This is a genomic window from Mesorhizobium sp. WSM1386, from assembly GCF_055901595.1.
Genome location: NZ_CM148373.1, coordinates 493,666 through 519,862, shown reverse-complemented (window position 1 = coordinate 519,862; position 26,197 = coordinate 493,666). Strand labels below are relative to the sequence as shown.

At 63.8% G+C, this 26,197-nt stretch carries 24 protein-coding genes; 7 read left to right on the top strand and 17 right to left on the bottom strand.

What is annotated here, in order from left to right; translation table 11 throughout:
* Window positions 1–182: 182 nt before the first annotated feature.
* The 4 genes from AC0NIH_RS02425 to AC0NIH_RS02410 all read right to left on the bottom strand — a co-directional run bounded on the left by AC0NIH_RS02425 (window position 183) and on the right by AC0NIH_RS02410 (window position 5,266).
* On the bottom strand, window positions 183–656 hold the full coding sequence (locus AC0NIH_RS02425; RefSeq protein ID WP_473469271.1) for a DUF7689 domain-containing protein: 474 nt from the start codon (window positions 654–656) through the stop codon (window positions 183–185).
* Window positions 649–3,537 (bottom strand): N-6 DNA methylase, encoded by a 2,889-nt coding sequence (locus tag AC0NIH_RS02420; protein WP_473469274.1) that lies wholly within the window; start codon window positions 3,535–3,537, stop codon window positions 649–651. Before AC0NIH_RS02420 ends, AC0NIH_RS02425 begins: the two co-directional genes overlap by 8 nt.
* Before the next feature lie 179 nt (window positions 3,538–3,716).
* Window positions 3,717–3,884 (bottom strand): helix-turn-helix transcriptional regulator, encoded by a 168-nt coding sequence (locus AC0NIH_RS02415; protein WP_473469276.1) that lies wholly within the window; start codon window positions 3,882–3,884, stop codon window positions 3,717–3,719.
* A gap of 110 nt (window positions 3,885–3,994) precedes the next feature.
* On the bottom strand, window positions 3,995–5,266 hold the full coding sequence (locus tag AC0NIH_RS02410; protein ID WP_473469278.1) for a flavin-dependent oxidoreductase: 1,272 nt from the start codon (window positions 5,264–5,266) through the stop codon (window positions 3,995–3,997).
* A 195-nt stretch (window positions 5,267–5,461) separates the two neighbouring features.
* On the opposite strand from AC0NIH_RS02410, the gene AC0NIH_RS02405 reads away from it, so the two are divergent.
* Both AC0NIH_RS02405 and AC0NIH_RS02400 read left to right on the top strand, forming a co-directional pair.
* Window positions 5,462–6,433 carry a GlxA family transcriptional regulator gene (locus AC0NIH_RS02405; RefSeq protein WP_473469280.1) on the top strand — a complete coding sequence of 324 codons (972 nt, stop codon included), beginning with the start codon at window positions 5,462–5,464 and terminating at the stop codon, window positions 6,431–6,433.
* Window positions 6,434–6,461: 28 nt separating this feature from the next.
* The gene (locus tag AC0NIH_RS02400) at window positions 6,462–6,992 is read left to right on the top strand and encodes an imm11 family protein (protein ID WP_473469282.1); all 531 of its coding nucleotides are present in this window, start codon (window positions 6,462–6,464) and stop codon (window positions 6,990–6,992) included.
* Between the two features lie 4 nt (window positions 6,993–6,996).
* On the opposite strand, the gene AC0NIH_RS02395 is transcribed toward AC0NIH_RS02400, so the two are convergent.
* The gene (locus tag AC0NIH_RS02395; RefSeq protein WP_473469284.1) at window positions 6,997–7,698 is read right to left on the bottom strand and encodes a haloacid dehalogenase type II; all 702 of its coding nucleotides are present in this window, start codon (window positions 7,696–7,698) and stop codon (window positions 6,997–6,999) included.
* A gap of 266 nt (window positions 7,699–7,964) precedes the next feature.
* On the opposite strand from AC0NIH_RS02395, the gene AC0NIH_RS02390 reads away from it, so the two are divergent.
* Window positions 7,965–8,195, top strand: coding sequence for a hypothetical protein (locus tag AC0NIH_RS02390; RefSeq protein WP_013891763.1), 231 nt, complete (start codon window positions 7,965–7,967; stop codon window positions 8,193–8,195).
* A gap of 59 nt (window positions 8,196–8,254) precedes the next feature.
* Here AC0NIH_RS02390 and AC0NIH_RS02385 read toward each other — a convergent pair whose 3' ends face one another.
* Window positions 8,255–9,388 (bottom strand): LacI family DNA-binding transcriptional regulator, encoded by a 1,134-nt coding sequence (locus tag AC0NIH_RS02385; protein ID WP_352709512.1) that lies wholly within the window; start codon window positions 9,386–9,388, stop codon window positions 8,255–8,257.
* Between the two features lie 607 nt (window positions 9,389–9,995).
* On the opposite strand from AC0NIH_RS02385, the gene AC0NIH_RS02380 reads away from it, so the two are divergent.
* From AC0NIH_RS02380 to AC0NIH_RS02370, 3 genes are all read left to right on the top strand, one after another.
* A complete protein-coding gene (locus AC0NIH_RS02380) occupies window positions 9,996–10,958 on the top strand; it encodes a sugar-binding protein (protein WP_473469286.1) in 963 nt (320 codons plus the stop codon).
* A gap of 113 nt (window positions 10,959–11,071) precedes the next feature.
* Window positions 11,072–12,610: a sugar ABC transporter ATP-binding protein gene (locus AC0NIH_RS02375; protein WP_023769272.1), complete on the top strand. Its 1,539-nt coding sequence runs from the start codon at window positions 11,072–11,074 to the stop codon at window positions 12,608–12,610.
* Window positions 12,611–12,672: 62 nt separating this feature from the next.
* Window positions 12,673–13,668: an ABC transporter permease gene (locus AC0NIH_RS02370; protein WP_023769271.1), complete on the top strand. Its 996-nt coding sequence runs from the start codon at window positions 12,673–12,675 to the stop codon at window positions 13,666–13,668.
* A gap of 47 nt (window positions 13,669–13,715) precedes the next feature.
* On the opposite strand, the gene AC0NIH_RS02365 is transcribed toward AC0NIH_RS02370, so the two are convergent.
* From AC0NIH_RS02365 to AC0NIH_RS02315, 11 genes are all read right to left on the bottom strand, one after another.
* Window positions 13,716–13,931 carry a hypothetical protein gene (locus AC0NIH_RS02365; protein WP_224689507.1) on the bottom strand — a complete coding sequence of 72 codons (216 nt, stop codon included), beginning with the start codon at window positions 13,929–13,931 and terminating at the stop codon, window positions 13,716–13,718.
* The gene (locus AC0NIH_RS02360) at window positions 13,928–14,683 is read right to left on the bottom strand and encodes a COG4280 domain-containing protein (protein WP_473469288.1); all 756 of its coding nucleotides are present in this window, start codon (window positions 14,681–14,683) and stop codon (window positions 13,928–13,930) included. Before AC0NIH_RS02360 ends, AC0NIH_RS02365 begins: the two co-directional genes overlap by 4 nt.
* Window positions 14,684–14,941: 258 nt before the next feature.
* Window positions 14,942–15,571, bottom strand: a complete 630-nt coding sequence (gene phnN, locus AC0NIH_RS02355; RefSeq protein ID WP_473469290.1) for a phosphonate metabolism protein/1,5-bisphosphokinase (PRPP-forming) PhnN — start codon at window positions 15,569–15,571, stop codon at window positions 14,942–14,944.
* The gene (locus AC0NIH_RS02350; RefSeq protein WP_023776032.1) at window positions 15,568–16,707 is read right to left on the bottom strand and encodes an alpha-D-ribose 1-methylphosphonate 5-triphosphate diphosphatase; all 1,140 of its coding nucleotides are present in this window, start codon (window positions 16,705–16,707) and stop codon (window positions 15,568–15,570) included. The genes phnN and AC0NIH_RS02350 overlap by 4 nt, the downstream gene beginning before the upstream one ends.
* A gap of 41 nt (window positions 16,708–16,748) precedes the next feature.
* Window positions 16,749–17,456, bottom strand: a complete 708-nt coding sequence (locus AC0NIH_RS02345; RefSeq protein WP_013891730.1) for a DUF1045 domain-containing protein — start codon at window positions 17,454–17,456, stop codon at window positions 16,749–16,751.
* Window positions 17,457–17,609: 153 nt separating this feature from the next.
* Window positions 17,610–18,422, bottom strand: coding sequence for a 5-deoxy-glucuronate isomerase (iolB, locus tag AC0NIH_RS02340; RefSeq protein WP_473469293.1), 813 nt, complete (start codon window positions 18,420–18,422; stop codon window positions 17,610–17,612).
* A 322-nt stretch (window positions 18,423–18,744) separates the two neighbouring features.
* Window positions 18,745–18,963 carry a DUF3329 domain-containing protein gene (locus AC0NIH_RS02335; RefSeq protein WP_473469295.1) on the bottom strand — a complete coding sequence of 73 codons (219 nt, stop codon included), beginning with the start codon at window positions 18,961–18,963 and terminating at the stop codon, window positions 18,745–18,747.
* Between the two features lie 42 nt (window positions 18,964–19,005).
* The gene (gene iolE / locus AC0NIH_RS02330) at window positions 19,006–19,923 is read right to left on the bottom strand and encodes a myo-inosose-2 dehydratase (protein ID WP_473469297.1); all 918 of its coding nucleotides are present in this window, start codon (window positions 19,921–19,923) and stop codon (window positions 19,006–19,008) included.
* An 82-nt stretch (window positions 19,924–20,005) separates the two neighbouring features.
* Window positions 20,006–21,856, bottom strand: a complete 1,851-nt coding sequence (gene iolD / locus AC0NIH_RS02325) for a 3D-(3,5/4)-trihydroxycyclohexane-1,2-dione acylhydrolase (decyclizing) (RefSeq protein ID WP_473469301.1) — start codon at window positions 21,854–21,856, stop codon at window positions 20,006–20,008.
* 50 nt (window positions 21,857–21,906) lie between these two features.
* Window positions 21,907–23,841: a bifunctional 5-dehydro-2-deoxygluconokinase/5-dehydro-2-deoxyphosphogluconate aldolase gene (locus AC0NIH_RS02320; RefSeq protein ID WP_473469303.1), complete on the bottom strand. Its 1,935-nt coding sequence runs from the start codon at window positions 23,839–23,841 to the stop codon at window positions 21,907–21,909.
* A gap of 223 nt (window positions 23,842–24,064) precedes the next feature.
* On the bottom strand, window positions 24,065–24,910 hold the full coding sequence (locus AC0NIH_RS02315) for a MurR/RpiR family transcriptional regulator (RefSeq protein ID WP_023769260.1): 846 nt from the start codon (window positions 24,908–24,910) through the stop codon (window positions 24,065–24,067).
* Window positions 24,911–25,068: 158 nt separating this feature from the next.
* On the opposite strand from AC0NIH_RS02315, the gene AC0NIH_RS02310 reads away from it, so the two are divergent.
* A complete protein-coding gene (locus tag AC0NIH_RS02310; protein WP_473469306.1) occupies window positions 25,069–26,178 on the top strand; it encodes a Gfo/Idh/MocA family protein in 1,110 nt (369 codons plus the stop codon).
* Window positions 26,179–26,197 lie beyond the last annotated feature (19 nt).

Below are 26,197 nucleotides of genomic sequence, written 5' to 3'. Positions count from 1 at the left end.
CGGGACAAGATTCGCCGCCGGCTAGGATCAAAAAGGGCCGCTTTCGCGTGCCCATTGGCCTTAGAGTTTAGGGATACAACCTCTCTAAAGCGGACCTTGGCCGCCAAAGCCGATAGCGGTCATGCGCAGAACCTTGCAAGATTGGACACGATAGAACGGTTTGCCGATCGGCCTGACGACCGCTAACTTTTTGGCCGCTTCAGGATCAGCGACGCTAACCCGTATCCAAGTGTCTTGTCCTCGCCGCTTTCCAGTGCCTCCAAAGTCCGGTGGGCAATGTCTTCGGCCCGTCCGAGCTTGCTGGTCCACTCGCCCGTCGCGAGTTGCCTCGCCGCGTGCGTCGGGATACCATCCTCGTCGATGTAGAGGGCGATCTTCTGGAAGCCGGGCTCCGGCTCCCTACACTGGCTCGAACAGACTTGGTATCCCATCACGGCGTAGGCCTGGATGAAGCTGTCGACCGTCTCTTCCTGCGGCGCCTCAGGCGGCCAGAAGATCCCCGGCCCTTCGGCGGGCCACCACCACCAGTCGCTCACCTCGGCGGCATGGGCAATACAATTGTAGGAGACGGTGTTCTCGCTGGTCTTCCGATATTCGCCCCTTCGCAGGTTTGGGAACGCGGCTTCGATCTCAGGCGGCAGATACTGCTCAGTCATTCAGCCCAAATCCCTTCGAGGCTCCCCATTCCACCCATGCGTCGACGGCCTTGGCGAGGACCTTGCGGTCGGCAACCGGGACTGGGTTTTCCCCGGTGATCTCCTCCAACGCGGCGAACCAGTGGTCTGGCCGCCTCGCCAACTCGGCGAGAATCATTGGCACAGCTTCCTCCCCCAGCGCCACGATCTTTCGGTAGGCCGGATGACGCAGCTTCTTCGTGACTGAGGAGACAATAGCCGTGTCGCGCTTCCATTTCTCGGCTAGCAGCCCGAAGGCTTCCTTGACCGGCACCTCGTCGTTGGTAACACGGGCCTCGCGGATGAGGTCGTGCAGGCGGTCCGTAACACGGGTTCGGTGGGTCCTAATTTCGTTGAGGAGCTGTCGGCTCTCCTCGTCCACACGCCGTCCGAACTCGGCCAGGAGGGTCTGCTCGCCCTTCGTTGCGTCGGGGATTCGGATCGTCCGCAGGTCATCGAAGTACAGCCGGTCGCGGATCGAGCCTGTCGTGATGACGTCGATGTACATGCGATAAAAGGGCGAGCGGAGGAGGGTCAGGAGATAGTTCGGATTAATGCCCTTGGCCCTGAACACGACGTAGTCCGGGCTGGTGATCACGTCCTCTGCATCCGGCACCAGGCCGATGCTGCCGATGTTGATCCGCATCGGGTTGTAGATGAAGTCCTGCGGCGAGACCTTCTTGGGCTTGTAGGTGCTCGCAAAATCCTCCCCCCGCACAATGCTGTCCAGTGTCACGCTGCCGTCGCTGGAGACGGACGCGTAAGTGAACTCGCGATCCTTGTCGTCTTCCGTCAGGAGCCTCAAGCGGTCCTTCACCTCAACCACTCTGTCGCCGATTGGGCGGAGCGCCTTCAGTGTCGCTGTGGATTGCGACCGCCAAAAGTAGAAAGGGGGGTCGAGACGATCGACCGTCTCGCTCAGTTCGACGGTGAATGCGGTCTTTAGCCCCTTCACGGTGCCGCGGACCGTCTGCTCCTTCCGGCGAAAAGACTTCTCACCGTAGAACCGAGACGCAAACTCGAACAGGTCGACGTCGGGACTGACGATCATCTCTTTGGCGGCGAAGTCCTCTAAGAGGAAGTCGAGGTCGGTCTTCTCGCCCGGCTCCAAGATTGACCGGCCGCTCGGTTCGAACCCAACGAACTCGGCGGTCGCCATGAAGATCGAGTAGTCGAAGTCTGGATCCTTCCGCAGGAGTGCGCGTATCTCGGGTTGTGTCAGGCCAGCCGTCTTCTCGTCGTAAAGGGCCTGCTTTTCGTCCGTGAATTTCTGGACGAACAAGACGCACGTATTCACCGTCGGCACACCGGACTGGACAAAGGTGTGTGTCGGCAGGCTTACCACGGCGCGCACCTCGGCCTTGCTGTGGATGTAGTCGCGGACCCGGGCGTTGTTGACGCCGCTCATCAAGCCCTGCGGGAGCACGATCAGCATCTTCCCCTCTGGGCGGAGAAGCTTCAGCCCCTTCTCGATGAAGAGGATTTCGGTCTTCGCGGACTTGGTTTCCTGGGTTTCGCCGCCCAGCGCGTAGCGGCGAAGGATGTCGGCCTCCTTCTCCCGGCTGCCGAACGGCGGGTTCGCGAGAATGACCGTGCAACCCGATCCCTGATTCCGCGGATCGTATTCGGTCAGTTCGTAAGGCCGACCGGCGTGATCTTTGTCGTCGAGCGCGTTGCCGCGGACGACCTTCTTGCCGTCACCCCACATCAGCATGTTCATCTTCGCCGTCCGCGCTGCACGGGGCTCTGCGTCAATACCGAAGATCTGGTTTGCCTTGATGTCCTCGAGAAGTTCCTCGCGCGTCGTCCCCATTCGGTGGAGGGTGCCTGCCGGCAATTGCTCGACCCCACGCTCCATCTGCTCAAAGGCTTTGATTAGGAAGCCGCCGGACCCGCATGCGAAATCCGCCACGACGTCATGGATCGAGATGGCCGCCAGATCCGCCATAAAGTTGACGATCGGACGCGGCGTGAAGAACTGCCCGAGGCCCTCGCCGCGGAGCTGCGACGGAAGGAACTCTTCGAAGGCGCGCCCCTTCACATCGACGTCTCCGCCACGGACATGGAACGATGCCATGTCCTGAAGGACGATCGCGAGTGTCGCGGGCGACAGGTTGATCTGGGGGTGGTCGTCAAAGATGCCGGGGAACAGTTCGTCCGTCGCCGCAGAGAACCAGCGGTTGACGAGGCTTTGAGCGGTATCCTTACCGAGAGAAGCCCACTCGAGGATCTTCTCTGGCGTCAGGACAGGCTTCGCCTTCTTTCGGGATACCCAGTCGTCCTCAGCTGCCTTCAGGAACAGGAGCTTGCTCAGCTCATCGAAGGCGGCACCGGGATCGAGCTTGTCGCGGTCGCGGATCGTGCTGTGGATGCGGCGGAAGAACCGCCGGTAATCACGAATCTTGCCCTCGTCCGGTGCGACGATTGGCATTGCTGGCTCGGCCAAGGTCGACTGGATGTTTTTGAACGAAATCAGGCTGTCGAGCTTGCGCCACTTGTCGCTGGCGAGTCCGTCGACGCTCTCATCGATTACGTTGATGCGGCTGTTGAACGAATAGTAGCCCCGCAGGATGAACTGCCGGCCGTTCGTGATGATGCTGTACGGCGTCTGGAGGTGAAAGGCGTACGAGTCGAGTTGCCCCATATGCGCCTGGACCGGTTCGGTTGGCTTCTTTGCTTCGACCGCAATCACGTTCCGGCCTTTGTACTTAGCGACGAGGTCCGCTTCCTTGACCTTCTTCTCGCGCCCGAGATGCATAGGGACCGGCACGGCCCAGTCCAGCTCGTCCTCGGGATAGCCGAGGATGTCTGTGAACAGCGGGTGGAGGAGCTTTACCTCCACCTCTCTCTCAGACTTGTACAATGTCAGCATCTCATGCCCGGCTGGTTCGTCGACGCGCCATGTATCACACGCGAAGGTTTCGATCAGGTTGCTGATGAACCACTAGCACGCACAGAATCGCCTGTATCGCTCTTCCGACAACTCGCCGCAAGAGGTGAACCTATGCCGGTGGCGGCATTGTGCCGGCCGACCGATTGCCGCTACTCGAGATTGCTCCGCCCCGCCCTGCCGCACCACAAAACAGGGTCATCGACCCATCGATTAACATCGGATTCTCGCCAGCCTGCGTCGTTGACACTGATCTTGATCTGAGCCGGGAAACTGCCTTCGGCGATCTTGCGATAGATGGTTGAACGGGACAGGTCCATTCTGGAGACATGGGTTACGGTTTATACCGGAAGAACGCCCCGTACGCGCCTTGAACGTCATCCGCGATCTTGCCGCGAACGCCCTTCAAGCGGCCGAGGTTTCGGGAGGCTTATGGCTTGAACCTGCCTCTGGCATGCTTGACCCGCTTTTGCGGATTGTCCGCGGCAAATCCGGCCAGGCTTGCATAGCCACGCACGACCCGCTGGCGTTCCTCGTAGGATGCGACGGTCTCGATGTCGTCGAAGCCGTCGGGTGCTCGGCTTTCCACGAGATCGATCACGCCTTCCGGCCCGCCCTTGCGGTTGGAGTGGACGATTTGCGCCGTGTTGGGACGGCGTTCCGCGTCGTATGCCGCGAGCGCGGCCTCCACCGATTCCTGGGTCCGCAGATGTTCCGCCAGGGAGCTGGCATCGAGGATGGCCTGGCTCGCTCCGTTCGAGCCGACGGGATACATGGGGTGGGCGGCGTCGCCCAACAGGGCGACGCGTCCGAACGACCAGCGCGGCAGCGGCTCGCGGTCGCAGTTGGGATATTCATGAAACGCACCGGTGGCGCGGATGATCTCCGCCGGGTCGACATAATCCAGGTGGAAGCGGTCGCGCACGAACGGCAAGACCTCGTCGAGCTTGCCGGGCCGGCTCCAGTCGCCGAGGGTGAGCTTTCGGGAGGTCGATTCGCGGCTTCTGGCCATCACGGCCCAGTTGGTCAGGCGCATGCCTGGATTGTCGGGATCCTTTCCGATCGGATAGAAGACGAACTTGGCATGGTTGCCGCCAGCGATCGCCATGGTGCAGCCGTCCCGCCATGTCGGCCACCACGTGGCTCCGCGCCAGAGCATGACGCCGTTCCAGATCGGCGGCCCCTCGTCGGGATAGAGTTTTGCGCGCACGGTGGAGTGAATCCCGTCGGCGCCGACCAGCAGATCGCCGCTCGCCTGCAAGGACTTCCCGGCTTCCGAGAGGTAAACCGTGGCCCGGCGCCCCTCCTGTTCGAAGCCGGTCACGCCGCAACCCGTGCGGATGGCGCCCGGCCCCAACCGGTCGATCACAGCCCGATGAATCAAGCCCAGCAGCGTGCCGCGATGGATGCTGAACTGCGGCACGGCATGGCCTGCCTCGATGCCGCGCAGCTCCCGCCAGACGATCTGGCCGAACCGGTTCGCATAGATCAGTTCGCGCGTGCGGATTGCGGCCGCGTCGAGTGCCGCCATCAGCCCGAGTTCGGCCAGCAGGCCGACAGCGTGCGGCAGCATGTTGATGCCGACGCCGAGTTCGCGCACCGTCTCGGCGTGCTCGAAGATCTCCACCTCGATGCCGGCCCGGTGCAGGAAGAGCGCGGTCGTTAGCCCACCGATGCCGGCGCCGGCGATCAGCGCCTTCATGGTCCCGCTCCGTATTGCGGGTGTTCGAGCTGCGTCCTCGGCCAAAGGCCGAGGCCTGCCGCCGGCAGGGCGATGAGGGCCAATCCAGCCCGGATGAGATTACGCATGGGCATCCCCGATCGAGCGTAGCTCCCCTCGTCACGGTATCGAGCGCACCCTCTGGCGGGAATGACATAAACATGGCATTTTCTGCCAATGCACAATGTCACCTTCGCCGTCTATCCCGGCTTCGAGCTTCTCGACACGTCGGGGCCGATCTCGGTCTTCACCAGCGCCAATCGATCGCTGGGGTTGCGTGAGAAACCGCCGTTTTACGCTATCGACCTCGTCTCGGCCGCGGGCGGGCCGGTGGCGAGCAGCAGCGGCATCGCCGTCGAGACGCAAAGCCTGGAAGAACGCGCCCGCAAGGCAGTCGACACGCTCCTTGTCGCCGGCGCGGAGCGCGAGCACCTGCTGCCGGTCCTTGCGCATTCCGCCTGGGCAGCGTCGCTCCGGAAGCTGGCGGGCAAGGCGCAGCGGTTTGGCTCCGTCTGTTCAGGCGCGATCATCCTCGCAAGGCTCGGACTGCTCGACGGGCATCGTGTCGCCACCCACTGGGATGCCTGCGCGCCGCTCGGCGCCGCCTTTCCATCCGTCACTGTCGACCCGGATTCGCTCTACGTGGTCGATGGGCGGCTGTGGACCTCAGCCGGGGTTACCACCGGCATCGACATGGCGCTCGCCATGGTCGCGCACGATCTGTCCGCCGAGATTGCCGGCGAGGTCGCCAAACGGCTCGTGCTTTATGCGCGACGCCCCGGCTACCAGTCCCAGTTCAGCCCGTTGCTTCAGGCGCAGGTGAAGGCCGATAGTCCTTTCGCCGAGCTGATCGCCTGGATACTGGCGAACCTCGGCGCATCGCTGGAAGTTCCTGTGCTGGCCGATCGCGCCGGCCTCAGCGAGCGGACGTTTCATCGCAAGTTCGTCGCGGCCACCGGCGAAACGCCGGCCCGGTTTGTCGAGACAGCGCGCCTCGATGCCGCCCGCATGCTGCTGTGCCGCGGGCTTTCGCTGAAGTCGGTCGCGGCCGAAGTCGGCTTGTCCCCGGCGACGCGCTTCTCCGAAGCCTTCGAGCGCCGCTTCGGCGTCTCGCCGCGCCTGTTTCGCGAAATGCATGCGGAATTCTGACGATGATCGCCGGGGAGAAAAACGCGCGATGCCACTGACCGTACACAAGTTCCAAGTCGTCGAAGATCAGGAATGGATATTCCCGGCTGACGACGACGATTATGAGACCTTCTTTGCGCTGGACGGCCGCGTCATTCAGGATTGGGTCGCCCCTGTCATGAAACTGGATACGGCAGGCCGGACCTACTCCGATTTCCCGTGGCTGGGCGAACACGCGCCGATCTTGAAAAAGCCCGCCGTCCAAGCACTGGCGCCGACTCTTGGTGGGCACGGGCAGCTTCTGCCCCTAGAGGGGGAAGCAGTCTGGCTTTTCAACACCACGACCGTCCTCGACGCCCTCGATCATGAGCGGTCGCGCATCGCCTATTTCGACAATGGAGACATCCTTGACATCGAGCGTCATGTCTTCAGGACAGAGAGAATTGGCGCCGCGGAGCTCTTCAGACTGCCGATGCGGGCCTCGGCCGTCTATGTCACCGGCAGTTTCGTTGAGAAGGTCCGAAACGCCGGTCTTCGCGGTGTCTCGTTCGCCCATGTGTGGACGTCTGCGGAGAAATGAGCAGTTAGATCCACCCAGCCTTCTGGAAAAACCCCGGCACGTCATCCAGCCCATGCGCAATCGCGTCTGGCTCATAGTCCGCCGGCGGGCGGCGCCCTGTGCCGCGATCGACCCACACGGCGCGAAAGCCGAGGTCGCGCGCGGCGGTCAGGTCGAGATGCGGGCTGGCGCATATGTGCACCAGTTCTTCCCTGGTCACGCCAAGGGTTCGCCATGCATGTTCGAAAATCTGCCGCGATGGCTTGTAGGCTTGCGCCTGCTGCGCCGTGATGACCCGGTCTATTGAGCCGCCCAGTTGCGCGACATTGCCGGCGATGATCGCATCGTCGGTGTTCGAGATGATCGCCAGCTTGAAGCCGGCTTGCTTCAGCCGGCGCAACGTTGCGACAACTTCGGGGAAAGGCGGCATCCGTCCGATCGAGGACGTCAGCAGCTCCGCGTCGCCGGCATCCGCTTCCAGGGAAAAATCGCGCATCGCCAGCTGCAAGGCTTTTGCCGTGACGTCGGCGAAGGAGAGATGCGGCTTGGTATGCTCCAGCTGGTGTTCGTGCCGGTCGTAGACGGGAATGAATTCTTCCGCCTCGATCTTGCGGCCCTTGCGCGACAGGATCGTCTCCATCGCCGCCATCAGCCCTTCATCCCACTGGATCAACGTTCCGTAGCAGTCGAAGGTAAGCCAGGTCGGGCGGGGACCGTTGAGTGCCATTCGGGAGACCTTTGCGAAGAGCGGCTGGTCAATCATATTTGAGTAGCCTGTCGAGGAATGAAATATTCCAAACCCGCCTTTTATCCAGTCCATGGCGCTCGGATCGGTGCCCGTTCGCCAATCAGTCGCCGTCAGCCGGCATTCACCGCCCTCGCGCGTCCCCGCTCCACCGACGGGGACTCCAGCTTGAAGGCGAGCCGGGAACATTATCTTGCGCGGATGCGTTCATGATCCTGCAAGGGACGGATTTTTTCTGGAGGCTGACGATGCACAGCTTCGAAATGATCGATCTGCTTTGCGTGGTCGAGGCGTGCAAGCGCGATCCCGCGGTTGGGAATTTCGTCTCGATGGCCGAAGGGGTGGAAGAGTTGCGGGTGCTGACCGGCGATTTCGTGTCATCGGACCACGCGGTGGCAAATGCGCTTTCGAAGGTGGCGCTTGCGCGAGGGTGCTCGGTTCTGTTCGACGAACAGGCGGGCGCTGAAATCCCTTTCTGAGGCCTGGACGGCCAAATCCTGGCCCCGCAGCCAGAGCCTTGCGGGGAGAACCCTCCCGTCTAGCCGCCCTTCACCGCCCGCACGCTCTCCCGTTCCACCAGCGGGCACTCCAGCTTGGTGATCGGATAGCGTCCTCGCCCAGGCGCCGGCGGCGCTTCCAGCTGTTCGATCGCCCACTGCCCCATCGCCATGTGCGGCAGGATCGAGGTGGTCAGCGGCGGGAACAGGTGACGGGCGATTTCCTCGTCGTCGTAGCCGACCACGGAGATGTCCTGCGGAATGTGCAGGCCGGCCTCCTTCAGCGCTTCGTAGCAGCCGATCGCGGTGCGGTCGTTCTGGCAGAAGATGGCGGTCGGGCGGTCTTTTAGCGCGAGCAACTTGACGGTCGCGGCATAGCCGGCGCTCGCCGACCAGTCGCCCTCGACCACCAGTTCGGGATCGAACGGGATGTCGGCGGTGGCGAGCGCGCGGCGATAACCTTTCAGCCGGTCCTGCGCGGCCTGCATCCAGGGTTCGCCGGTGATGGTGGCGATGCGGCGGTGGCCGTGGCTGATCAGGTGCCGGGTGGAACTCTGGCCGCCGGCGATCTCGGAGGGCACCACGGCCGGGAAGGCATAGTCCGCCGTGTAGCAGTTGAGCAGGATCACCGGGATGTCGAGGCCGTAGAGGTAGTCGGGCGCGGTGATCTCGCGGGTGAAGATGGTCATGTAGATCAGCGCCGAAATGCCCCGCCGGGTCAGCGCCTGGATGGCGCGCGGTTCCATCACGGCGTCGCCCATGGTCTGCGCCACCAGAAGCACGTTGCCGGCATTCCACGAGGCCTGGCGGGCGCCCTCGATGGCGACCACCGCTTCCGGGCTGGTCGCCAACTGGTCGACGGCGAAGCCGATCACCCCGTCAAGTCCATCGAAGGCCGGTCCTTCGAAGACTGGCCCCTCGAAGGCGGCAATTGGCATCTTCAGCGCCGAGAAGGCGGGCGCGCTGTAGCCGAGCGCGCGGGCGGCCTCGATCACCCGTTCGCGGGTTTGCTGCGACAGTTTTATCCCCGGCGAATTGTTGAGCACGAAGGAAACCGTCGCCTGCGAACAGCCGGCGGCCCTGGCGATGTCGGTCATGGTCACCCGGCCCTTGGGCTTCGCCGCTGCCTTGCGGCGCCGCGCCGTTTCGATCGGGCCGTCCGTCGTCTCGCTCATTGCACAAGTGTCCCCAGATCCCCGGCCTGTCCTAGCGGCGGCCTGTCCGCCCGGCAAGATGGCGCGGCGTCGCCAGCTTATAGAAACCGTCGCTGCGTTTATATCTATTAGTAGACTGTCCGTCCATCGGCCATGTGACGATGTCCATCCCGGAACGGCAGGGACAGAAAGGCGTGAACGCCCGCGTGCCAACTCAGCGGTTTGTCGGCAAAGCAGCCGCCAAGCCACAACGATGGGTGCCCCGGCAGGGTCTAACTAATACTGTTTACTAATACAAAAATGCGCTGTAACGTCGATCGGTCGCGTCCAGGTCCGGTTGGATCCGGAGCGGCGGGAGGTGCATGTGAACGGCCCGATGGCGAGCGGATAGTGCCCCCGCGAAGCTTTGTCTCGGACATGTGATATGTCAGACAAATCGGACTATTTACGAATGAGGGATGAGTCTCTAAAGTCCGTGCTCGTGGCTGGAACGACGCCATTCTTTCAGTGCCGGGTACCCTTGAGGAGGAGGGGCGTCCAAGCCGCAAGCGGCATATTCAGGTGAGCAAGCAATTCTAGTGACTAAGACCGGTCAGCCGAATGGCTGCACCAAAACGGGAGGTTGAACATGAAATCCTTGATACGCAATGCATCCGTCGCCACCGCAGCGCTGCTGCTTGGCCTCACGGCGACAGCCATCGCGCGCGCCGACGACAAGCCGACGCTGGCCTTCGTCGTCAACGGCGCTTCCGATTTTTGGAAGGCGGCCGAAGCCGGCGTCAAGAAGGCGCAGGGCGAACTGCCCGACTACACGCTCGAGCTCAAATATCCGGAACAGTCCTCGGTCGCCATCCAGCAGCGGCTGATGGACGATCTGGTGACGGCCGGCGTCAAGGGCATCATGGTCTCGGCCGTCGATCCCAAGACCTCGACCGACGGCCTGAACAAGATCGCCTCGCAAACGGCGCTGTTCACCACCGACTCGGATGCTCCGCAGACCAAACGCGTCGCCTATATCGGCTCGTCCAACGTCGATGCCGGCAAGCAGGCGGCCGAAATCGCCAAGAAGGCGATGCCCGATGGCGGCAAGTGCCTGGGCTTCGTCGGCCTGCTCGGCGCCGACAATGCCAAGGAGCGTATCCAGGGCATGAAGGACGGTCTTGCCGGTACCAAGATCGAACTCGTCGACGTGCGCGGCGACGACATCGATCAGGCCCGCGCCAAGAAGAATGTCGAGGACGCGCTGGTCGCGAGCCCCGACGTCACCTGCATGGTCGGCTTCTACTCCTACAACACGCCGCGCATCTATGAAGCGCTGCGCGACGCCGGCAAGCTCGGCTCGATCACCGTCGTCGGTTTCGATGACGATCCGATCACGCTGGGCGGCGTCAAGGAAGGCACCATCGCCGCCACCGTCGTGCAGCAGCCGTTCGAATGGGCCTATCAGGGCATGAAGCTGATGGCCGCCTATCTCAAGGGCGACAAGTCGGGCATCCCGGCGGGCAATTTGATCATCATCCCGACCAAGATCATCGGCAAGGATGACGTCGACGCATACGCCGCCAATCTGAAGGCGATGGCTGGAAACTAAGCCCAAGGCAGTTCAGCCGGCTCAAGTCGCTTGAGCCGGCTGTTCGCATTGACGAACCCTTCGAGGACCGTCAGTCTGCCGGGAGGCCGGCCCGTCAACTGCTGTCAGGCATGATGAATTATTCCGACACATCCATCGCCGCGACCAACCCGTTTCTCAGCCTTGAGAACGTGCGCAAGACCTATCCGGGCGTCGTCGCGCTCGATGGTTTTTCCATGGAGGTGAGGCCGGGCGAGGTCATCGGCCTCGTCGGCGAGAACGGCGCCGGCAAATCCACCTTGATGAAGATCCTCGGCGGCGTCACCAAGCCGGACACCGGCACCATCACCGTCGACGGCACCGCCCACAACAGCCTGACGGTCGAAGGCAGCCTGGGTTCGGGCATCGCCTTCGTCCACCAGGAACTCAACCTGTTCGACAATCTCGATGTTGCCGCCAACATCTTCTTCGGCCGCGAGCCGCTGCGCGCCGGGCCGCTCAGGCTCGTCGACCGCGCCCGGCTGCGCGCCATGGTGGCGCCGCTGCTCAAGCGCGTTGGCGCCAATTTCTCCGCCGACATGCAGGTCGCCGACCTGTCGCTCGCCCAGCAGCAGATGGTCGAGATCGCCAAGGCGCTGTCGATCAAGGCGCGCCTGGTCATTCTCGACGAGCCGACATCGAGCCTGCCGATCGCCGAGACCGACAAATTGCTCGACGTCATCAAGGCGCTGAAGGCCGACGGCATCAGCGTCATCTTCATTTCGCACCGCCTGCACGAGATCGAGCGCGTCGCCGACCGTGTCGTCGTGCTGCGCGACGGCATGCTGGCCGGCACGCTTCAGAAACGCGACATCAACCACGACCAGATGGTCAAGCTGATGATCGGCCGCATGCTGAAGGAACGCGAGAAGGCCTCCGAAGCAGCCCGGGCGCCCGGCGCCGTCGCTCTTGCGGCCAAGGCGGTGCGCACCCCCACCTATCCCGGCCGGCCTGTCGACCTCGACGTCAGGCGCGGCGAAATCCTTGGCCTTGCCGGCCTTGTCGGCTCCGGCCGCACCGAACTGGCGCGGGTGTTCTTCGGCATCGAAGGCAGCCTTGGCGGCACGCTCGAACTCGACGGCAAACCGCTTGTGCTGGGCTCGGCCGCCGACGCCGTCGCGCGCGGCATCTTCCTGGTCCCGGAAGACCGCAAGCTGACCGGCATCCTGCTCGACCTGTCGATCGCACAGAACATTTCGCTGCCCAATCTGCCGGCGCATGCCAAGCGTTCCCTGGTCTCGGCAAGTGCGGAAAGCGCCACCGCCGAGAAGCAGAAGAAAGACCTCGGCATCAAGGCGCCTTCGGTGCAGACGCGCACCGGCACGCTGTCGGGCGGCAACCAGCAGAAGGTCGTGCTCGGCAAGTGGCTGGCCATGAACCCGAAAGTGATGATCCTCGACGAGCCGACGCGCGGCATCGACATCGGCGCCAAGGCCGAAATCTACGGGCTGATGCGGGCGCTCGCCGATGCCGGCGTCGCCGTGCTGATGATCTCCAGCGACATGGAGGAGGTGATCGGCGTGTCCGATCGCATCGCCGTCATGCATGAGGGCCAGATATCCGGCATTCTCGACAAGGACCAGTTCAGCCAGGAAAACGTGCTGCTGCTGGCGGTGGGCAAGCAGCCGAAATAGTTTTGTAGCGCGGGTCTCGTGAGACCCGCGAACCTGCTCGGGCAGGCATTGGGGAGAAGACGATGAGCAAGAAAGATCTTGGGCTGCTGATCCTGATCCTGGTGGTCGGCGCGATTGTCGCCATCATCAATCCGCGCTTCCTGTTGCCAATCAACCTTGCCAACACCTCGAACCTGATCGGCCTGTTCGGCATCCTGTCGATCGGCCAGGCCTTCGTCATCATCACCGGCGGCATCGAATTGTCGGTCGGCTCGGTGGTCGCCTTGCTGGGAACGCTGTTCATCGACTTCATCGCCGTGCGCGATCTGGACTGGCCGCTGGCCTTCGTGCTGATCATCGCGCTCGGCGCCATCATCGGCCTTGTGCATGGCTGGCTGATCACGCGGCTCAAGCTGCAGCCCTTCGTGGTGACCTTGTGCGGCCTTCTGATCTATCGCGGCGTCGCCCGCTTCTACACCGCCGACGGCACCGCCGGCTTTGCCTTCGGCCAGAATTTCCCAGAGCTGGAATTCCTCACCGCCGGCCGCTCCTGGGGCGTGCCGAACTCCTTCATCGCGCTGATCGTCATCGCCATCGTCATGTGGGTGGTGCTGCACCGATCGGTGTTCGGCCGTTATCTCTACGCCATCGGCAAGAACGAGGAGGCGGCGAAATATTCGGGCATCCGCACCGGCCGCATCGTCATGGCGGCCTATGTCATCTGCGGCGTGCTGACGGCCTTGTCGGCGATCTATTTCGCCATGTACACGCGCTCGATCTCGCCGGCCAGTCACGGCCAGTTCTACGAGCTCTATGCGATCGCGGCGGCAGTGCTGGGCGGCTTCTCGCTGCGCGGCGGCGAAGGCTCGCTGATCGGCGTCGTTCTCGGCACCGTGCTGCTGCAGGAGCTGCAGAACCTCGTCAATCTGCTCGGCATTCCGTCCTCCCTCAACTTCGCGGTGATGGGCGGCGTCATCCTCATCGGCGTGCTGGTCGATCAGCAATGGGGCGTGTTCAGGGCACGGCGGCTGATGGTCGAGGCCGCCCGCAAGAACGTCGCCGGGGCGCCGGCGGAATAGCCGCGCCGCCAATTCAGCGGCAAGGAACATCCCGTGCGGGGCGGTCGCTATCGATCGGTCCGGCGGGCCGCGCGGCGAACGCTATGCAGCAGGACGGCGAGGCAGCCGACCAGCAGCAGCACGCCGCCGATGAGCGGCGGCAGCGCCAGCAGCTTCACCGCCGCCACGACGGCGGCCACCAGGACCAGCGCCAGCAGCGCCAGGTTGCCGTCATCGACGAACATGCCGAAGAACTCCCTGGCAATGAGACGAACAGCGTTCATCGGGCGAGCCCTCCAGCGGCGGCGGGATAGGTGCTGCGCAGCCAGCGCACCATGGCGAAGGACGCCAGCGCGACCATTGCGAAGATGGCGAGCAGAGCGAGATCGGCGCCCGGCCAGTCGGCACCAATGCCCTCGCCGGTCCAGAAGATGCCGAAGCTGGTCAGCATCAGCCCGACCACGAATTTGAGCGCATTCTCGGGAACGCGCGCCAGCGGCCGGTGGACGGCCGATCCGACAAGCATCACCAGGATGAATGCCACCAGCGCGCCCAGGCCGGCGTAAAGCGTCTGCCCGTGGGCCCCGCCGACGGCAATGACGATGAACACCACTTCGACGCCTTCCAGCAGCACCGCCTTGAACGAGGCCAACCCGGCGAGGTAGTCGGCGCGGCGGTCTTTGGCCTGTTGGTGCAAAGCGGCGGTTTCCTTGGCGAAGGCTGCTTCCTCGTCATGCAGGGCGATGACGCCGACACTGCGCAGGATGGCCTTCCGCAGCCAGCGCATGCCGAACAGGATCAAGAGTACCCCAACGGCGAATTGCAGCGCGGTGGTCGGCACCAGCGCCAGCAACGGGCCAAACGCCAGTACCAGCGCCGCCAGCACCGCCAGGGCCAGCGCGGCACCCGTCAGCGACGGGCGCCAACCGCGCGCCACTCCGACCGCAAGCACGATGGTGAAAGCCTCGACGACCTCGACGACGGACGCGAGAAACGCCGCGGTGACCGTCGAGAGGATGGGCGTCAGTGTTTGCATGAGAGGCTTCCTGTATCGTCTCGGTCGAGCATGATCTTTTTTGCCGTTCGTTTCCACCTTCGGAAGGGCAGTTCAGATCACTATGCGGTCAGCACCACGCAATGCTTCGATGGCAGCAAAAGCAAGCGAGGCGCTAGCCGGCGGAGCTTCGTCCAGTCGAGCCGCACACGCCGCGGCTGCAGGAGGGCAGGTCCTACCTCCTTGTTCGGCGCAATTCTGATTGGAAACCGTTTCACACTTTCCTGGATCTGCTCTTGATCAGATCAGGCCCGACATGTCGGAAAAGGCCATGGCCTTGCGCAACAATTCGGCGAAGCGTTCGCCGGCGACTTCGCGCGCGCCGCTGTTGTCGATCGAGGTGACGCCAGGACCGGACAGGGTGACATTGGCGCTGCGTGCCAGCCGCGCCAGCACTTCCCCGCGCGACTCGCGGCCGCGCATCGCCAGCCGCTCGGCCAGCACATCCGGCGATGCGGTGATTTCGACGATGGCCAGGTTGGCGTAGCGTTCGCGCAACACCGGAATGACCGCGCGCGACACGTTGGCCACTGCGACGTGGCCGTTGGCCACCGACCAGTCGACATCGGCCGGCAGGCCGTAGCGCAGGCCATGCGCCTCCCAGGAGATGGCGAAGGCGCCATCGGCCTCGGCTTCGACGAAGGCGGCGTCGGCCAGCGTGTCGTGATCCTCGCTCGCCGCATCGCTCGGCCTGGTGATGACGCGGCGGACGAACTCCAGCCGGGTCTCGTCGGTGAACAGCGCGCGGGCGTAGCCGATCACCGTGTCCTTGCCGGCGCCGCTTGGGCCGACGATAGCGACGAAAACGCCATGGCGGATCGGAAACGTTTCCGCGGACAGTTCACGCTCGATCAAGGCCGACACCATCATGCAACACGCAGTCCCTGCCGCCAGACGGTGCGCACCACCGGGACATGGTCGTCGACGCGCACGCGCACCAGGTCGGCGCGTCGGCCCTGCTCGATGATGCCGCGGTCATTGAGGCCAACCGCTTCGGCCGGGTTCTTCGAAACCATGGCGACCGCCTGCGGCAGCGAAATGCCTTCGACCATGTCGCCGAGGAAGAAGGCGGACTGGATCAGGCTGAAGGGAATATAGTCGGATGACAAGATGTCGAGCAGGCCGTCGCTGGCCAGCGTTCGCGCCGAGACATTGCCCGAATGCGAGGCGCCGCGCATGACGTTGGGCGCACCCATCAGCACGCCCAGGCCTGCGGCCTTCGAAGCGCGTGCCGCTTCCTCGGTGGTCGGGAACTCGGCGACGCGCACGCCCTGTTCGATCGCCTCGCCGACGTGGCCAATGGTGGCATCGTCATGGCTGGCCAGCACGATGCCGCGCTCCTGGCAGGCGGCGGCGATGTGCACCCGGTTCGGCCTCGAATTGAGCGCCGACTCGCCCATTCGCTTCTCGCAGAACTTCTGGAAGTCGCGGTCGGTCAGCTTCAGCTTGCGCTGGTAATAATAGGCGTAGGTTTCCAGATTGACGAACTGGCGCTGTCCCGGCGCATGGTCCATCAGCGATGCCAGCTTGACCCGCTCGTCGCCGTCGAAATTGGCGAAGGCCTGCAAGCAGTCTGGCGCCGAAACCTCACAGCGCAGATGCAGGAAATGATCGGCGCGCAGACGATCCTGCGCGACGCTGTCCTCGATTGCATCGGCCAGCTTGCGGATATCGGCCAAGGTAAGATCGGCGTCCTCGTCCATGCCGACGCGCAAGGCGTCGAGCACGGTGGTGATGCCGGCCGTCGCCACCTGCGCGTCATGGGCAAGCACAGCCGCGATCGGATTCCAGCGCACCTTCGGCCTTGGTGCGTAATGGCCCTCGAGATGATCGGTATGCAGTTCGACCAGCCCAGGAATGACATAGTCGCCGCCCATGTCCTCGCCGGTCCGGCTGCTACCTGCATCGACGTCGGCGATAAACCCGTCGCGCAGCACCAGCGAGCCCTCGACGATCTCGTCGGCAAGCACGATGCGGGCATTGGAAAGAACGGTCTCGGCGGTCATTTCAGGCAATCCTTGGTTCTTCCTGTCGGAATTGTTTCGGTTCAGGCGGTCTTTCTGGCCGGGCGGCGCCCAAGCGCGTGATGGGAAAGCACCATGAACGGTGCTCCCGGCTCGAGTTCGACGAACAGCGTCAGCGCATCCACCAGCACCGGCTGCGAAAGCACCTCCGCGAACAGGCTGTCGATTGCTGCACGCAGACGTGGGCTTTCCTGTGGCCCGGCCCGGCCGGACAGCGTCATGTGGAAGCGGAAGGTCTCGAAGACATAAGGGTAACCCCACTGGCACAGGTTGCGAAACTCGGCCGGCTTCAGCGAATCCGGGCTGCGCCGCTCGATCTCGGCCTCGGTCAGCGGCGCGCGGAACCGGTCGAAATCGCGCACCACGTCATCGGCGAAACGGTTGAGCGGCGGCAGCGGCCCTTCCGGCACGAGCGCGAAAAAACTGTCGATCTGGCTGACGACGAGACGCGGGATCGTCACCACCGGCGTTGCTTCGGCAAAATGGTCGAGTGCCGCGCGCAGCGAGGCCTCGGTCTCGTTGGCCGCCAGGCGGAAGGGCGCCTTCAGCGTCGCGTGGAAGCCGTAGCGGCGCGCCGAAGCGGTGTGAAAGGCGACTTCCGCCGCCGACAGGTCGGCCACCGCCTCGACCGGCTTCGTCGCGGCGCCGAACGGGTCGCGGCCCAGCCAGTTGGCTGCGATCCGCGCCAGCGGTTCGTCCTGCCGGGGGGTGAAATAAATGGCATAACGCATGAAAAATCCTCGTCAGTCTCGCTGCCATAGGTGATTTCCATGACGGATTGACGAAGCTTTGAAGGGTTTTCGATGGCAAATCGACCCCTGTCGGTCCTTAGCCGACGATTTTTCCGAGCTGGACCAGTGGCTTCGGCCGAAAACCCGGAAGGCTCAGGCCTTCATCAACCATTCGTGCTCGGGCGCATTGTGGAATTTCCACGTCCGCTTCGGCCCGGCCATGACGTTGAGATAGTAGAGGTCATAGCCATGGCAGGCGGCGCAGGGATGATAGCCCTCGGGCACCAGCACGACATCGCCGTCCTCGATCGCCATCGCCTCGTCGAGCGCGCGATGGCCGCTCTTGTCGGCGTCGGTATAGACGCGCTGGAAGGCAAAGCCCTGCGGCGGGTTGAGGCGATGGTAATAGGTTTCCTCGAGATAGGATTCGGCAGGCAGATTGTCCTGGTCATGCTTGTGCGGCGGATAGCTCGACGTGTGGCCGCCCGGCGTGATCACCTCGACCACCAGCAGCGAGTCCGCTGGCTGGCCTTCCGGCAGGATGTTGGTGACGTAGCGCGTGTTGGTGCCCTTGCCGCGCACCTCCTGACCGAGATCGTCGGGTCCGATAACCCGGACCGGCAAACCGCCGCCAAGGCCCGGTGCCGAGCAGACGGCGAGTTCCAGCTCGGTTCCCGCGGTCACCGACCAGTCCGATCCCTGCGGCACATAGACCGACCATGGCTTGCCTTCGAAGGGCGACATGCGTTCGCCGAGCAGGCCGAGATCCTTGCCGCCGGCTTTCGCCTTGCCCTTGCCGGTGACGAACACCAGGCAGATTTCGCGGTCGTCAGTCTTTCCGGAAGCCGTTTCGCCCGGCTTCAGCCGATGCAGGTCGAAACCGACATAGGTCCAGCCGGCGCTTTCCGGCGTCACATGAGCGACGCGGCCATGGCCCTTGTCGGCTTTGACGAGCAGCTTCGACATTTTTTGTCTCCTATTCCGTTGGCTTGAAGGCTCCGGGAAGCCAAGCCGTCTGTTTGAAAGGGCCATCGCAAATCTTCAGCGGCGCCCGTCCGACTTCGTCATCCTAGAGCGTAGCAGGAGCGAAGCTCCGTCGCGGAGACCCTAGGATCCATGCCGTTACCTCGGCCGAAGGGCACAGCGGAGCGGAATTCTGCACCGTCACACCAGCCTCAAAGTCATGGCATGGATCCTAGGGTCTGCGCTGCGTCGCTGCGCTCCTTGCTCCGCCCTAGGATGACGAAGTTAGAAGCACTGCAAGCCAATCGCCAACGCATGCGATCAGTTACTCCTTCGGTTCGGCCTCGGCCGGCGCATTGCTCTCATCGACCGGCTTGTAGAGGTAGAAAAACTGCCAGACGCCGTAGCCGGCGAAACCCAGCGCGATGATGCCCCAGAACGGGGTGCCGGTGGCGAACTCGATGATCGACCAGATGACGCAGACCGCGACGACGGCGACACGACGCCACAAGGGCCGGAAAAAGGGGTGCTCGGAATCTTTCATCGCGCCAATCTACAGCAACCTGCCTCGCCGTGAACCCTCGCATCAGGCATTCGGGAAACCCTGGGTTTCGACCGTGTAGCCGGCTGATGTCATCACGCGCATCAATTCCTTGTGGCCAACCTCAGCCATCTTGAGCGGCGGGTTCTTCTTCGGGTCCTGCTCGGCCTCGACCACGAACCAGCCCTCATAGCCATGGTCGGCGAAGCGCTGCACGATGGCGCCGAAGTCCAGCGAACCGTCGCCCGGCACGGTGAAGGCGCCGAGCGCCACCGCGTCGAGGAAGGATCGCTTGGTGCGATCGAGCTTTTCGATCACCCCCATGCGCACATCCTTCACATGCACGTGGCTGATGCGCTTGTGGTGGTTGTCGATGGCGCGCAGCACGTCGCCGCCGGCAAAGGCCAGATGTCCGGCATCGAGCAGCAGCGGAATGCCTTCGCCGGAATGGCGCATGAAGGCATCGAGCTCCGGCTCGGTCTCGACCACGGCCGCCATGTGGTGGTGATAGGACAGCGGCATGCCTTGCCCGGCGCACCATTCGCCGAAAGCGGTCAGGCGCTTGGCATAGGCCTTCATCTCATCGTCCGAGAGTTTCGGCTTGGTGGCCAGCGGCTTGGAACGGTCGCCCTGGATCGAGCGGCCGACCTCGCCATAGACGATGCAAGGCGCGTTGACCGCCTTGAACAGATCGATCATCGGCTGGATGCGATCCTGGTTCTTCGCCATCTCTTCGTCGACCAGCGTGCCCGAAAACCAGCCGCCGCACAGCGTCACATCGGCCGCCTTGAGGATCGGCAGCATGACAGCGGGGTCGTTGGGAAAACGCCGGCCCATCTCCATGCCGGTGAAGCCGGCCGAACGCGACTGGCGCAGGCATTCTTCCAGCGACACGTCATCGCTGAGTTCGGCAAGATCGTCATTCCACCACGCAATGGGGGACATGCCCAGTTTGGCTTTCAAGTTCTAGCTCCGGTTCTTCTTCACCCTCCCCCCTGTGGGGAGGGTCGCTGCGCAGCAGCGGGGTGGGGGGGCGGCGCCGATATCAATCGCCAACGCTCTGCATCTGCCGCTTTTCGTCATAGGCCTTGCGTGCCGCGTTGACCTGGGGACGCGCGGACACTTCCGGCACCGCCACATCCCACCAATGGCCGCCGGCATCGGTGGAGACAAGCGGGTCGGTGTCGATGACCAGCACCGTGGTGCGGTCGTTTGTCTTGGCCTTTTGCAGCGCGTTTTCCAGCCCGGCGATCGACGGCACTTTCTCGGCGATCGCGCCCAGGCTCGTCGCGTGAGCGGCGAAGTCGATGTCGGGCAGGATCTCGTGGCGCGAGTCCTTCAGCAGGTTGTTGAAGTTGGCGCCGCCGGTCGCCATCTGCAGCCGGTTGATGCAGCCATAACCCCTGTTGTCGAGCACCACGATGGTGAGCTTCAAACCGAGCATAACCGATGTGGCGATTTCGGAATTCATCATGAGGTAGGAGCCGTCGCCGACCATGACGACGACCTCCCGGTCGGGCTTGGCCATCTTGGCGCCGAGCCCGCCGGCAATCTCGTAGCCCATGGTCGAGAAGCCATATTCGCCATGGTACGAGCCGGGCGCTCCCGCCTGCCAGAGTTTATGCAGTTCACCCGGCAGGCCGCCCGACGCGTTCAGCAAAATCACGCCTGACCCCATTGAACGCTGTACGGCGCCGATCACCTGCGCATCCGAGGGGAAGGCGGCGTTGGTCGACGCCGTCACCTTGGAGGCGTCAACCTGCCAGGCCTTCTTGCCGGCAGCGGAATTGTCGGTCCACGCGGAAGGCGCTTTCCAGCCGCCCAGCGCCGCACCCAGTTCGGCCAGCCCCTCGGCCGCGTCGGCGACCAGCGGCAGCGCGCGATGCTTGCCGGCATCGAAAGGCTGCACGTTGAGCCCGACGATGGTCTTGCCGGAGTTCTTGAACAGCGCCCACGAGCCGGTGGTGAAATCCTGCAGGCGCGTGCCGATGGCGAGCACCACATCGGCCTCTTCGGCCAGCCGGTTGGCGGCAGACGTGCCGGTGACGCCGACCGCCGCCATGTTGAGCGGATGATTGTCCGGCAGCGAGGATTTGCCGCCTTGCGTCTCGCACACAGGAATGCCGGCGCCTTCCACGAATTTCGCCAGTTCATAGGAAGCCTGCGAATAAAGCACGCCACCGCCGGCGATGATCAGCGGCTTCTTCGCGCCCTTGAGCGCCGCCGCCGCCGCTGCCAGTTCGCCGCGATCCGGACGCGGCCGGCGCTGGTGCCAGACCCGCTCGGCGAAGAAGCTCTCGGGATAGTCGTAGGCCTCGGCCTGCACGTCCTGGCAGAGCGACAGCGTTACCGGGCCACATTCGGCCGGATCGGTCAACACCTGCATCGCGCGGCTCAGCGCCGGGATGATCTGCTCCGGCCGGGTGATGCGGTCGAAATAGCGTGACACCGGGCGGAAACAGTCATTGACCGTCGCCGTGCCGTCGGAAAAGTCCTCGGCCTGCTGCAGCACCGGATCCGGAATGCGGTTGGCGAAGACATCGCCCGGCAAAAACAGGACGGGCAACCTGTTCACGTGCGCCAGTGCCGCCGCCGTCACCATGTTGAGCGCGCCCGGGCCGATCGAAGAGGTCGCGGCCATGAAGCGGCGGCGGAAATTGGCCTTGCCATAGGCGATCGCCGCATGCGCCATCGACTGTTCGTTATGGGCGCGAAAGGTCGGCAATTCCTGCCGAACCTGGTAGAGCGCCTCGCCGATGCCGGCGACATTGCCATGGCCGAAGATCGCCCAGACGCCGCCGAAAATCGGAACCGTCTTGCCGTCGATCTCGGTCATCTGGCGGCTGAGGAAGCGGGTCAGCGCCTGCGCCATCGTCAGGCGGATTGTCTTGCTCATGGTGTTTTCCTCCGCGGTCCTGCGTCGCGTCTTGTTATGCTGCGCTCTTCTTATGCTGCCTTGCGGCCGCGCGCGGCAAGCCACGCTTTGGTCAACCGCTCGAAGCGCGACGCCATGTCGGCGACGGCCTCGTCATCCGACATCTTGCCGGCCAACCATTGTTCGGCCGCGTGGACGAAGATGGTCCGGCCGACGGCAAAGCCTTTCACGATCGGCGCCTTGGCGGTAGCGGCGAAGGCCGCTTCCAGCTCGTCCTGCGGTGCTTCCAGCCCAAGCAGCACGATGCCGCGGCACCAGGGATCGTGTTTCAGGATGACGGCTTCGATCCTGGCCCAGGCACCGCTCGATGCCTGCGGTTCGAGCTTCCACCAGTCCGGCTTGATGCCGAGTGCATAGAGTTCCTCCAGCGCGCGCGGGATCGTCGTGTCGTCGAGCTTGCCGTGCTTGCCGGCGATGATCTCGATGAGAAGCTCCCGGCCGACTTTCCGCGCCGCCTCGAACAGCGCGCGCAGCTTCTGCTGCTGTTCTTCCTTCAGCGCGGCCGGGTCGTCCGGGTGGTAGAAGCACAGGCACTTGATGCAGTGATCGACAGGCCATTCCACCAATTGCGAGCCGATGTCCTGCGAGAATTCGAAGCGCAACGGCCGCGAACCCGGCAATTCGACCGGCCGGCCGAGCCAGGCGAAGGGATGGCGGGCGAATTCGAACATCGCCTCGCGGCCATGTTTCTCATCGATCAGCATGCCGTAGCCGTCGCGCCCGGCGGCGACCTTGGCCGCCGCCTTGACCGCCAGCACCTTGAAATCGCGAATGCGTGCCGGATCGGCGCCGGCCTTCGCGGCGACATCCTCGAGCTGGATGCGATGGTCGCAGGCGAGCGCCATCAGCGAGGGAACGTCGCGCCGGCGGGTTGTCGCCCAATGAATGTGGTTGATCGCCTCGTCCTTGCGCAGCGCCCGATGCTTGCTGCCGTTCTTGAGGAAGAACTGCAGCTCCTCGAAGGTCGGATATTCCGGCGCGCACAGCAGCCGCGAGACGGCGAAGGCGCCGCAGGCATTGGCCCAGGTCGCCGCCGTCGCATGGTCTTCGCCGCCGAGCCAACCGCGCAGGAAGCCGGACATGAACGCGTCGCCGGCGCCCAGCACATTGTAGATCTCGATCGGAAACCCCTTGCCGACGATGCCGTCTTCCAGATCGTCGCTGATCGGCCCGTCATAGACGATGCAGCCCATGGCGCCGCGCTTCAACACGATGGTGGCCGAAGACAGCGCGCGGATCGTCTTCAGCGCGCTCAGGCAGTCGTCGGCGCCCGACGCGATCATGATCTCTTCCTCGGTGCCGACGATGAGATCGCAATCGGGCAGCACCGTCTTCAACTGGGCCGAGACCCGGTCGGACTTCACATAGCGCTCGAAGCCCTCGGCATGGCCGGCGAGGCCCCACAGGTTCGGCCGGTAGTCGATGTCGAAGACCACCTTGCCGCCCTTGGCTTTCATGATGCGGATCGCCTTGCGCTGGGCGGCGTCGCTGTTGGGGCGCGAAAAATGCGTGCCGGTAACGACGACCGCACGGGCCGAGGAGATGAACGCTTCGTCGATGTCCTCTTCGGCCAGCGCCATGTCGGCGCAATCCGAGCGGTAGAAGATCATCGGCGAAACGCCTTCATCCTCGACCGAAAGCAGCACCAGCGCGGTCAGCCGCTCCTTGTCGGTCTTCAGTCCGTCGGTGTTGACGCCTTCCCGCTTCAGCTGCTCGCGGATGAAACGGCCCATCTGCTCGTCGCCGACGCGCGTCAGCAGCGCCGAGCGCAGGCCGAGCCTGGCCGTACCGACCGATATGTTGGCCGGGCAGCCGCCGACCGACTTGGCGAAGGAGGTGATGTCCTCCAGCCGCGAGCCGATCTGCTGGCCATAGAGGTCGACCGAGGCACGACCGATGGTGATGACGTCGAGCGGCGCCTGTCTTGCGTCCACGGCTTCGCTCATTGGAACCTCCCGTCGGTCTTGTTGTCATGAACAACATTGTTTGGGTAACACGCGCGAGCGGCAGCGTGGCGCCGGCAATATGAAATAATAATTCCAATCCATAGTCAATATGGAATGAGCATTCCCGGCCGAAAAGTGCGGGAGCATGATCCCCGACCGAAGCCGCGGCAAGCGACCGGCTGGGCCCGGCTCCCAGCCTCGGCCGCGTCGCGTCAGGACCTGCTCAGGCCTTGCGCTTGCGGCCGACGTCGCGCCGTTTCTCGCCGACGCCGACGGTCAGCGCCATGGCCAGCGCCATCGTCGCCGACAGCGAACGGAAGCCGGCGAAATCCGCCTCGGCAACCTCGAACCACACGCTGGCAAACTGGGCAAGCGGCGAAAACGAACTGTCGGTGATGGCCACGATCGGCACGCCCTGCTCGGAAATGGCGCGGGCTTCCTCGATGGTGGCCGGCGCGTAGGGCGAGAAGCTGATGGCGATGACGGCGTCCGCCGGCGTGGCGAAGGAGACCATCTCGGCGTTCAGGCCGGCTGCCGATTCGATCAGCTGGTTGCGGATCTTCAACTTGCCCAAAGCATAGGCGATGTAGCTCGCCACCGGGTAGGAGCGCCGCTTGGCCAGCACATAGATGGTCTGCGCCTTCGCCAGCAGTGAAATCGCGTCTTCGAAGTGCGCGTCATCAAGCGTGCGCGAAATGTCGTTGAGCGAGGTGCTGGCGGCGGCGACGAAGCCATCGAAGATCGCCCGGTGGCCCGCGCCGGCATCGGCCTTGGCGCGCAGCGCCTGCAGCCGTTCGTCATAGGACGAATTGCGCTCGCGCAGCCGCTCGCGAAACACCTGCTGCAGGCTGGTGAAGCCATCGAAGCCAAGCTGCTGGGCAAAGCGGATGAGGGTGGAGGGCTGCACGCCGGCCGAGGCGGCGATGCTGGCCGCGGTGCCGAAGGCGATATCATCGGGATTGTCGAGCGCATAGGCGGCGATCTGGGCGATGCGCTTGGGCAGGCTTTCGCGCCGATCGAGGATCGTGGCGCGCAGCGTCTCGAAATCGCGAGGTACCCGTTCGTCCATCGTCGGCCCGTCCAAGCTCATCCGTGAAACGTCCTCTCTGCCCCATCATAGCGAGCCTGCGCAAGAACACCATAAAAAATGAGGCAGACATTCCATTCCAGATAAAAATGGACTAATTCATCCACGCAACCTTTCTGTCAGTGGAGGAACGAGGGAAGATGGTCGGCGTAGGTCTTATCGGCACCGGGTTCATGGGCAAATGCCACGCCATCGCGTGGAGCGCCGTCGGTGCCGTCTTTCCGGACGTGGCCAAGCCACGGCTCGTCCATCTCGGCGAGGTCAATGAGGACTTGGCCCGGCGCAAGGCCGGCGAGTTCGGCTTCGAGAAAGCGTCCGGCGACTGGCACGCGGTCGTCAATGACCCGGAGGTCGATGTCGTCTCGCTGACCACGCCCAACCAGTTCCATCCGGAAATGGCCATCGCGGTTCTTCAGGCCGGCAAGCATCTGTGGTGCGAAAAGCCGATGGCGCCGAGCTTCGCCGAGGCCGAGGCGATGGCGGCAGCGGCGAAGAAGTCGGGCAAGGTCGCCGCGCTTGGCTACAACTACATCCAGAGCCCGGCCATCCGTCACATCGGCGCGCTGCTCGACGAGAAGATCATCGGCGAGGTCAACCATCTGCGCATCGAGATGGACGAGGATTTCATGGCCGATCCGGAAGCGCTGTTCTTCTGGAAGCACGAGGCCGCTTCCGGCTATGGCGCGCTCGACGATTTCGCCGTGCATCCGCTCTCGCTGGTCACCGCGCTGTTCGGCCGCGTCGCCAGCGTCATCTGCGACATGGCCAAGCCCTATGCCGACCGCAAGCTGGCGGCGGGCGGACGCCGCGCGGTCGAGACCTATGATATCGCCAGCGTCTTGATGCATCTGGAAAACGGCATTGCCGGCACGCTGCTGGTCAATCGCTCGGCCTGGGGCCGCAAGGGCCGCATCGCCATCCAGATCTTCGGCTCGAAAGGGTCGATCCTGTTCGACCAGGAGCGGATGAACGAGTTCCAGCTCTATCTCACGTCCGATCGCCCGACCGAACAGGGCTATCGCACCATCCTAGTGGCGCCGCACCACAAACCCTACGATCTTTTCGTGCCGGCGCCCGGCCACAGCCTCGGTTTCAACGATCTCAAGATCATCGAGTGCCACGAACTGCTGACGCGGCTTGCCGGCAAACCGGCGCGGCTCATCGAGTTCGGCGAAGGCCTGGAGATCGAGCGCACCGTGCATGCAATGGCACGCTCCTTCGAGGAAAAGCGCTGGGTCGACGTGAGGTAGAGCGGCTGCTTCCCTTCTC

Coding starts and splice junctions, on each gene's coding strand:
- AC0NIH_RS02410 (WP_473469278.1), bottom strand. CDS start 5,266: ATGAAGGCGCTGATCGCCGGCGCCGGCATCGGTGGGCTAACGACCGCG.
- phnN (WP_473469290.1), bottom strand. CDS start 15,571: ATGATGGTGTCGGCCTTGATCGAGCGTGAACTGTCCGCGGAAACGTTT.
- AC0NIH_RS02405 (WP_473469280.1), top strand. CDS start 5,462: ATGCACAATGTCACCTTCGCCGTCTATCCCGGCTTCGAGCTTCTCGAC.
- AC0NIH_RS02315 (WP_023769260.1), bottom strand. CDS start 24,910: ATGGACGAACGGGTACCTCGCGATTTCGAGACGCTGCGCGCCACGATC.
- AC0NIH_RS02335 (WP_473469295.1), bottom strand. CDS start 18,963: ATGAAAGATTCCGAGCACCCCTTTTTCCGGCCCTTGTGGCGTCGTGTC.
- AC0NIH_RS02395 (WP_473469284.1), bottom strand. CDS start 7,698: ATGGCACTCAACGGTCCCCGCCCGACCTGGCTTACCTTCGACTGCTAC.
- AC0NIH_RS02345 (WP_013891730.1), bottom strand. CDS start 17,456: ATGCGTTATGCCATTTATTTCACCCCCCGGCAGGACGAACCGCTGGCG.
- AC0NIH_RS02370 (WP_023769271.1), top strand. CDS start 12,673: ATGAGCAAGAAAGATCTTGGGCTGCTGATCCTGATCCTGGTGGTCGGC.
- AC0NIH_RS02400 (WP_473469282.1), top strand. CDS start 6,462: ATGCCACTGACCGTACACAAGTTCCAAGTCGTCGAAGATCAGGAATGG.
- iolB (WP_473469293.1), bottom strand. CDS start 18,422: ATGTCGAAGCTGCTCGTCAAAGCCGACAAGGGCCATGGCCGCGTCGCT.
- AC0NIH_RS02310 (WP_473469306.1), top strand. CDS start 25,069: ATGGTCGGCGTAGGTCTTATCGGCACCGGGTTCATGGGCAAATGCCAC.
- AC0NIH_RS02380 (WP_473469286.1), top strand. CDS start 9,996: ATGAAATCCTTGATACGCAATGCATCCGTCGCCACCGCAGCGCTGCTG.
- iolD (WP_473469301.1), bottom strand. CDS start 21,856: ATGAGCAAGACAATCCGCCTGACGATGGCGCAGGCGCTGACCCGCTTC.
- AC0NIH_RS02425 (WP_473469271.1), bottom strand. CDS start 656: ATGACTGAGCAGTATCTGCCGCCTGAGATCGAAGCCGCGTTCCCAAAC.
- AC0NIH_RS02360 (WP_473469288.1), bottom strand. CDS start 14,683: ATGCAAACACTGACGCCCATCCTCTCGACGGTCACCGCGGCGTTTCTC.
- AC0NIH_RS02365 (WP_224689507.1), bottom strand. CDS start 13,931: ATGAACGCTGTTCGTCTCATTGCCAGGGAGTTCTTCGGCATGTTCGTC.
- AC0NIH_RS02385 (WP_352709512.1), bottom strand. CDS start 9,388: ATGAGCGAGACGACGGACGGCCCGATCGAAACGGCGCGGCGCCGCAAG.
- AC0NIH_RS02375 (WP_023769272.1), top strand. CDS start 11,072: ATGAATTATTCCGACACATCCATCGCCGCGACCAACCCGTTTCTCAGC.
- AC0NIH_RS02390 (WP_013891763.1), top strand. CDS start 7,965: ATGCACAGCTTCGAAATGATCGATCTGCTTTGCGTGGTCGAGGCGTGC.
- AC0NIH_RS02415 (WP_473469276.1), bottom strand. CDS start 3,884: ATGGACCTGTCCCGTTCAACCATCTATCGCAAGATCGCCGAAGGCAGT.
- AC0NIH_RS02320 (WP_473469303.1), bottom strand. CDS start 23,841: ATGAGCGAAGCCGTGGACGCAAGACAGGCGCCGCTCGACGTCATCACC.
- AC0NIH_RS02350 (WP_023776032.1), bottom strand. CDS start 16,707: ATGACCGCCGAGACCGTTCTTTCCAATGCCCGCATCGTGCTTGCCGAC.